The 7,008-nt window shown below is 49.3% G+C and carries 5 protein-coding genes; all 5 read left to right on the top strand.

All coding sequences use genetic code 11. The features are described 5' to 3' along the window. Positions 1–136: 136 nt before the first annotated feature. The 5 genes from HC965_RS26350 (at position 137) to HC965_RS26330 (ending at position 7,007) form a co-directional block, all read left to right on the top strand. A complete protein-coding gene (locus HC965_RS26350; protein ID WP_191034179.1) occupies positions 137–1,678 on the top strand; it encodes a fimbrial protein in 1,542 nt (513 codons plus the stop codon). Positions 1,679–1,746: 68 nt separating this feature from the next. After that, positions 1,747–4,509, top strand: a complete 2,763-nt coding sequence (locus tag HC965_RS26345) for a DUF1566 domain-containing protein (protein ID WP_191034178.1) — start codon at positions 1,747–1,749, stop codon at positions 4,507–4,509. A gap of 99 nt (positions 4,510–4,608) precedes the next feature. Next, entirely contained in the window at positions 4,609–5,124 is a 516-nt protein-coding gene (locus tag HC965_RS26340; RefSeq protein ID WP_191034177.1) for a hypothetical protein, read from the top strand. Next, a complete protein-coding gene (locus HC965_RS26335) occupies positions 5,093–5,467 on the top strand; it encodes a four helix bundle protein (RefSeq protein WP_191034176.1) in 375 nt (124 codons plus the stop codon). Before HC965_RS26340 ends, HC965_RS26335 begins: the two co-directional genes overlap by 32 nt. 361 nt (positions 5,468–5,828) lie before the next feature. Continuing rightward, the gene (locus HC965_RS26330; protein ID WP_191034175.1) at positions 5,829–7,007 is read left to right on the top strand and encodes an RNA-directed DNA polymerase; all 1,179 of its coding nucleotides are present in this window, start codon (positions 5,829–5,831) and stop codon (positions 7,005–7,007) included. Position 7,008 lies beyond the last annotated feature (1 nt).

Raw genomic sequence — 7,008 nt, 5'->3', positions numbered from 1 at the left:
CACTTGCACCCATGGCAGTGACGGTACTCATACCACTATACGTGTTTTTGTCAACGGTTGGGAGTATGTGCCCATGGATGATGATGTATAGCCCCCCTTAAGAACGATATGACTTAATACCTGAATAAGACCCAAAATGAAAATAATAAATGAAATGAGGCCGTGCCACCCCTTACATGCTTATCAGTGGTTATTATTACTGCTGTTCAGCTTGGCGGCAGGAGGGTGCATTCACGACTCCGCTTACCCCGGCGAAGAGTCTTCCGGAGCGGAAGAACCCATGCCCGTGACCATCAGGCTAGTCACCCGTTTCGGCGGAGAGGGAAAGTCCACCTCCACTCGTAGGACGAGTGAAGAGGAGCAGAAGAAAGAAGGAAGGGTGGACAATGTCTACGTTTTCTTCCTGTATGCCGAAGACAACAAGGTGCACTCGGTGGTGAAGGGAAGAAATTTACTCCAACCAAGCGACACCGAAACGACTTTTTCCGCCAATCTGGAGGTGAAGGGCAGTGCGGGGCAGGAGTTCCGGTGCATCGTGATAGCCAATGCAGGTTTCCTGCTGGATATGAAGAACCTGAACTCGTATAAGGGGAAGACGTATGCCGGGATTCAACAGATGTTGGTCAGCAATGCGTATACGACAGCCCCGGCTCCTGTAGCAGGCGATTTCGTGATGTGGGGCGAGGCGCAACAGAAAATTATAGCCTCGCGGCGTCCGCAGAATGTGACTGTCAGCATGGTACGTGCCTTGGCGCGTGTAGATATCGGCCTTGGTGTGAATCCGGAGCATTGGAACGGGATGGACGGCGATGGAAATTCTATTCCTTTCGAACTGAAGAAAGTGTTCATCTTCAAACCCAATGACAGATACGCATTCATGCCTGTGGAAAGGGTTTATGATACGGACTTGCAGAGAGTGACCCTTCCTTCGCCTGCGGGAGGGATTGCCGACATCGAAAATCCCTTCGCGTACGAGGTTCCGGCATACGCCACCTCCCTTACGTCATCCGTCTACCTGCCCGAAGCGGACATACGCCAGGGAGCAGACGCGGAGCCGGGTGACCTGAACCATACAAACCGTTGTGCAATTGTAGTAGGAGGATCCTATAATGGACATGCCGAAACTTACTACCGCATCGACTTCCGCAATGGCACTGTACTCGTTGACCTGCTGCGCAACCATCGCTACCTTGTCAGCATCCGTTCCGTACAGGGAGACGGGGAAGCTACTCCGGAAGAAGCCTACGAAACGCGCCGGGTGAACATTGCCGCCACCGTACTGGGCTGGAACGACTGGTCGCAGGATGTTTACTTCGACGGCGTGGATCATGTATATGTGAAGCAGAAAAATATCCTTTTGCCGGGCAATGCCGGACAGGCCGGAACCATCGGTGCGGAGAGTAACGTGGAGCCTGGGGAGTGGCGGATGAGCCTGGACGGGATGAACTTCTACACCGACGCGACAATTGCCAATGACGACTTCGAGGTGACAAGACCTGCTGCGAAAACAGGAGGAAGCCTGCTGATACGAACCCGTACTGCACTGGCAGAAGGTCAGGAAAAGAGTGCCACGTTGACCGTGGTGATACACCGGCTGGTCTTCTCAATCCATATTGTGCAAAAGCCTGACACTTCGGAAGAGTGGGCGGATGGCGGAGAAATCCCGAAAGAATTTTAGCGTACCGGGCATCGCGTCCCGTTGAACATAGAAAAGCTTGATAACAGAAACAGATATATTATAAAAATATGAAGACTACAGTTCCTATTTTCCCTTTGAACATTATGCGAAGAACTTTCGCCCGATTCATTGCGGTTGGTTTATCCGCCATTCCGATTACCTTGACAATTGTCATGGTGTTCGCCGGATGCGTCCGGCAGGACACCGAAAACGCGGATCTTCCCCAAGGACGCACGTTTACATTACCCTATTCGTTCGACCGGGCACAGACACGCGCCATCGCCGCGCAAGGCAATGAAAAGATAGTAAACGATGTAGCGATGATTTTCTACAAGGCGTCGGACGGGAGTTATGCCGCCCACCAGACCGTCACCATTCCTGGAGGTGGTGGAACCACCGTTGGGAGCTTCCCGCTACAACTTCCCGCGGAGGTGGCCGAAGGAGTGGAGTACAAAGTGGTGATTGTGGGAAATTACAGGAACTTCCGCCCGGCAGGACTGGAGCTCGACGATTACGTTTATCAGAATCAGGGACTGACTTTCAGCCAGATGAAAGAGAAGGTCTATTCACAATCGGCACAGGGGGCACGGATGACTGTGCCGCTGCCTTTCTGCGGAATACTGGCGGGTGCGGACGGTGAGGAAACCACACTGACCGGACCGGCACCCAATACCATCTCCCTCGGAGTGTCGGTGAAATTCAGCCGTGCCGTGGCTCGCATAGACCTGCGTCACTTTGCCGCCGGCCGCCTTGTAATCAAATGGGCGAAAGTGTGTAACTACCGCTCTCGCGGCTACCTTTACCATCAGGACGCCCCCTTGGGAGAAATCATAAGCGGTGTGGCTTCCACTCCTCCCACGGATGACCATGATTATCCGCAGGGCTATGTGAAAGCTCCCGCACCGATGAGCGGTGAAGATGGTGGCACGCGGCAAGACCTGACGACCGGGGGGCTGTATGCCTATCCCAATATCGTGGGATACACGGCGCAGGACGATAAGGAAACCACTTACCTGATGATAGCCGGATATTACCAGAAAGAGGGTGAAGCGGCGAATACCGAACGCCTGACTTACTACCGCGCCAATATAGGAAGCAACGGCATGAGCCAGGTACTCAAACGCAATTACGTGTACACCGTAGTGATAAACAGCGTGAAAAAAGAAGGCGCCAATAACGAATCGGGTGCGGCGAGCGAGAAAGAGAAACTGCTGGACTATGCCGTAGATGATGAGTGGGAGGAGGATGACCCTAATACCAACTCCGACGGGCAGGGTAACTTCCTGACCCTGTCGCGCACTTCTGTCTTGCTAGGCAATGAAGCGGGCGAATCGGGTACAGTGAAGGTAAACGTGAAAGAGGGCACAGGGTGGAGCCTGGAATGGAAACAAAATCCCACGAGTGCTTTCCGCTACGAAAAGATAAACGACAAAAGTTTCAGTATCATCGCCAACGGAAATAACACGAGCCAGTTCTCCAACAATGCCTTACTGGAGGTCAGAGTGACTGGAATTCACCCGGAACCCAATCCGCCTTTGGTACTGGACGTAGACGTGATACAGCTCTCGTCGGCAGCGGATTCGCGTACGCTGATTGTACAGGGACGCACGGGGAACTTCGATTATACCGTGCCCGGACAGGGGATTGTGTTGGCCTTTCAGGTGGTCACCGGAAGCCCTTCTTCCCGCTGGAAGATTGAAGGCAGCGATGGATTGGACGACTTTGTGGCGCCGTATGAGACAACCGGAGCCAATAAGAGTTATATCCAGTTGAATTTTCTCCCCAATGGAGGGGATGAACGGACTGGAAAGCTAACCGTCAGCCGCCTGACACCCGACGGCAACGTGGACAACGGAGTGACGCCCATCGTCATCAGTTTCAAACAGGAGCGCACGCCTTATCCGATGACCGTCAATCCGGATTTCTCAAACAGGACATTGGAGATAGAAGGGTTCTCCCCCTCTTCTTCGGTTGTGAATTCGCCCTTTTATGTCAGGGGGTTCCTGGTGCAACTGGCCGATCCGGCTGACTATACCTTTGAGGTGAAAAGCACCTTCAATAAGAACGCGGACGCTTACTTGTCATTGGGAAGCCCCAATAATACTGCACGGGCCTATCCTCATAGAACGGATAATCCAAATACGAAAGATGAAGTATCCGGAGGCAAGAGTGGACAGAATTTTTACCTGCATGTATTCAATACTGGTCCCGGAGATCCCGATCTTTTGGGAACGATCACCATAACAGCGGTACCGAATCCCGATTCCGGTAAGGTGATATTTGCGCTTTCTTTTCCAGTGAGGATTAGGAGCGGTTGTAAAATCGGAGAACCGCAAACGGGAGATATCATTTGGGCGGACCGGAACGTCGGTGCTCCGCTGAAAATCAATTCGGGACCGGATATGCTGGGATTGAACTATACCAACGACCCGGCGCATAATGATAATGATAACATTTTGTACAAAGGGACGTATTTTAATTTCAATGAAGCCCAGCCAGCATCAGTATGTCCACAGTTCGGTCAGGAAAACTATGGGGAATCAGGATGGAGACTGCCCACGTCTGCTGAACAAAGTGCTATGGCCTCTAAAATACGTTTCAGCAAGCAGCGGGCATATATTTTATCCGATGTCAGAAGTGATGGAAGTTACGTGGGTTGTTGGCTTCCGCTGAGTGGTAGTAGCGCATCGCCGACTTGGCTTGGTGGTGCCTTCTGGTCGTCGTCGCCCAATGGCAGTAACTACGGCTGGTATCTTCGCGTGCAGACGGGGTCGGTGAGCGCGAGCTACGACCATCGGTCGCTCGGGTATTCCGTGCGTTGTGTCAGATAAATTCGATTTATTTGTCTCTTGTTCGGAGGCTTGTAGGCCTCCGAACTCCAATACCGCGCAGCGGTCGTTTTTTACTATTAATTCTTTTACAAAGCCAATATGAGTACCATTAAAGATAAAATCAACCTTTTTTCTTCGGACAATCCGGAAATACATTTATTTAAAGAAGGCATCTTTATCAAGATGTACAATGAATCGGCCTATTTGTTCACCAGATATTTAAAGCCATACAAGGTGAACATCGGCAAGTTAAAAAAGTCCGGAGAGCCTTATTTCCACATCGGATTCCCTAGTGAATTGCTAAAGCAGAAGTTTGCTTTATGTACCTTGACTGAAGTGGACGATAAGTACTGGATAGCCAATAGTGGAGATTTTGACTTCTCATCAGATGAATATGCCGCTTGGAAGCGCGAAGCAGAGCTGAAGCGGGAAGAGAGGATGCAGATGTCCGAAACAGTCCGGCAAATAGAAGATAGAGGTGATTCGTGGAAAAGCATCCTGAGGGAAGTATCGGACTTTCGGCTAGATGCGGTCACTCCGATTGAGTGTGTGCTATTTTTAAGTTCTATTCAGAAGAAAATACATGGCGCATTATCAGAATCTACCGGTATTTAAGGCGACTTACGCCCTATTGATATATTTGTATACGATAAGCCGTAATTTTCAGCGCGATTATCGGTATACAATAGGCGAAAGTCTGAAAAAGGATATGCTGGAGATGATGCTGAACCTGTATAGGACAAACTCGAAGGCAGACAAAAGAGAATTGATAGGAGTGTGCAGGGAAAATATAGAAGGGATACGTATACAGGTACGTATCTTGTTCGATCTGAAACAACTATCATTGAAACAGTATTCGAGGATTTCAGTTGATATTGAGTCGGTATCCAAGCAACTGGTGGCGTGGAAACAATACGAAGAAAAAAAACAAACGGGAAGTATTGAAAGCAAGAAATAGAATGTATAAAGAGAGAAGGAGTAAGGCCGGAATCCATGCCATCGAAGGAAATTGGTGAGCATGGAGAGTGTAGAACTGTTCAGTAGCCTACCGGACTTTGGTCCGGTAATATTCTGCCGGTTTGCCCCGGCGGGGCTTGTATCACAACTAGTCAACGCTTTTTGTTGTATGAGTAGTGGAACGGTTACTTCTGGTCGTCGTCGCCCAATGGCAGTAACAACGGCTGGTATCTTAACGTGCAGACGGGGTCGGTGAACGCGAACAACAACAATCGGTCGAACGGGTATTCCGTGCGTTGTGTCAGAGAACAGGTCACCTTCTCTCTTTTACTTAAAAAAAAATATATACTGAATAAATGCCTATGCAAACGAATTATGAATTATTGCAGGAGCTGTTCGAGGCTTACTTCGAGGCTCGTCGCAACAAACGGAATACCGTCTGCCAACTTCTTTTTGAACTGGACTACGAGAATCGTCTCGTAGCATTGGCAAAAGCCATTGATGAGCGTAGCTACCGCCCGGAACGGAGTATTTGCTTTGTTGTGGACAAGCCTGTGAAGAGGGAAATCTTTGCGGCGGGTTTCGTAGACAGGGTAGTCCATCATTTACTTTACCGTCAGTTGGCTCCGTTGTTCACCCCATGCTTTATATACGATTCGTATGCCTGCCTGGAGGGGAGAGGAACGCTTTTCGGAGTGGAACGGCTGGAGCATCATATACGGAGTTGTTCGGAAAACTACCAGTACGATTGCTATGTACTGAAACTGGATATACGGGGGTACTTTATGTCAATCGACAGGTCGATGCTTTTCAGAAAGCTAAGTCGGCATATCAATGCGAAGTGGGAGAGCTACCGGGGGGCTGAAAAAAAATGTGGTATGTACTGGCTTGACAAGGAGACTTTGCTCTTTCTGCTGGAACAGGTCATTTTTTGTGATGTGACGGCAAATTGTATTATAAAAGGAAATCCGTCCGACTGGGAGGAACTACCTGCCGACAAGAGCCTGTTTAACGCCCGCGAGGGTTGCGGGTTGCCTATCGGCAATCTGACTTCACAGTTATTCAGCAATATCTATCTGAATGATTTTGACCACTTCGTGAAGCGTATCCTGAAAATGAAACATTATGGCCGCTATGTAGATGACTTTTATATCGTACATCGCGACAAGAACACATTAAGAGAGCTCCTGCCCGTCATCAGACAGTATCTGAAAGAGGAAACAGGACTAACATTACACCCTCATAAAATAGTGCTTCAAGATGTAAGAAAAGGAATTGTGTTTTTGGGAATGACAATGAAACCCTACAGATGCTACGCGGGTAGAAGAATCGAAGCGAATTTTAATAATATGTTGAAACGCACGCATGAAGAGGGAGTAAATGATTTTGAGAAGCTGGCAGCTTCTGTCAATTCGTATCTGGGGATTATGAAGCATAGCAGGGCATACAGTCTGCGAAGAAAGATAGTACATAGAAACCTTTGGATTTTCCAATACGGATGGATGCGGAACGATTATCTTAAATTCTGCTCTGTCACTTAGA

This window comes from Bacteroides sp. GM023 (genome assembly GCF_014750685.1).
Classification (GTDB): Bacteria; Bacteroidota; Bacteroidia; order Bacteroidales; family Bacteroidaceae; genus Bacteroides.
This window is presented reverse-complemented; position numbering and strand designations above follow the sequence as displayed.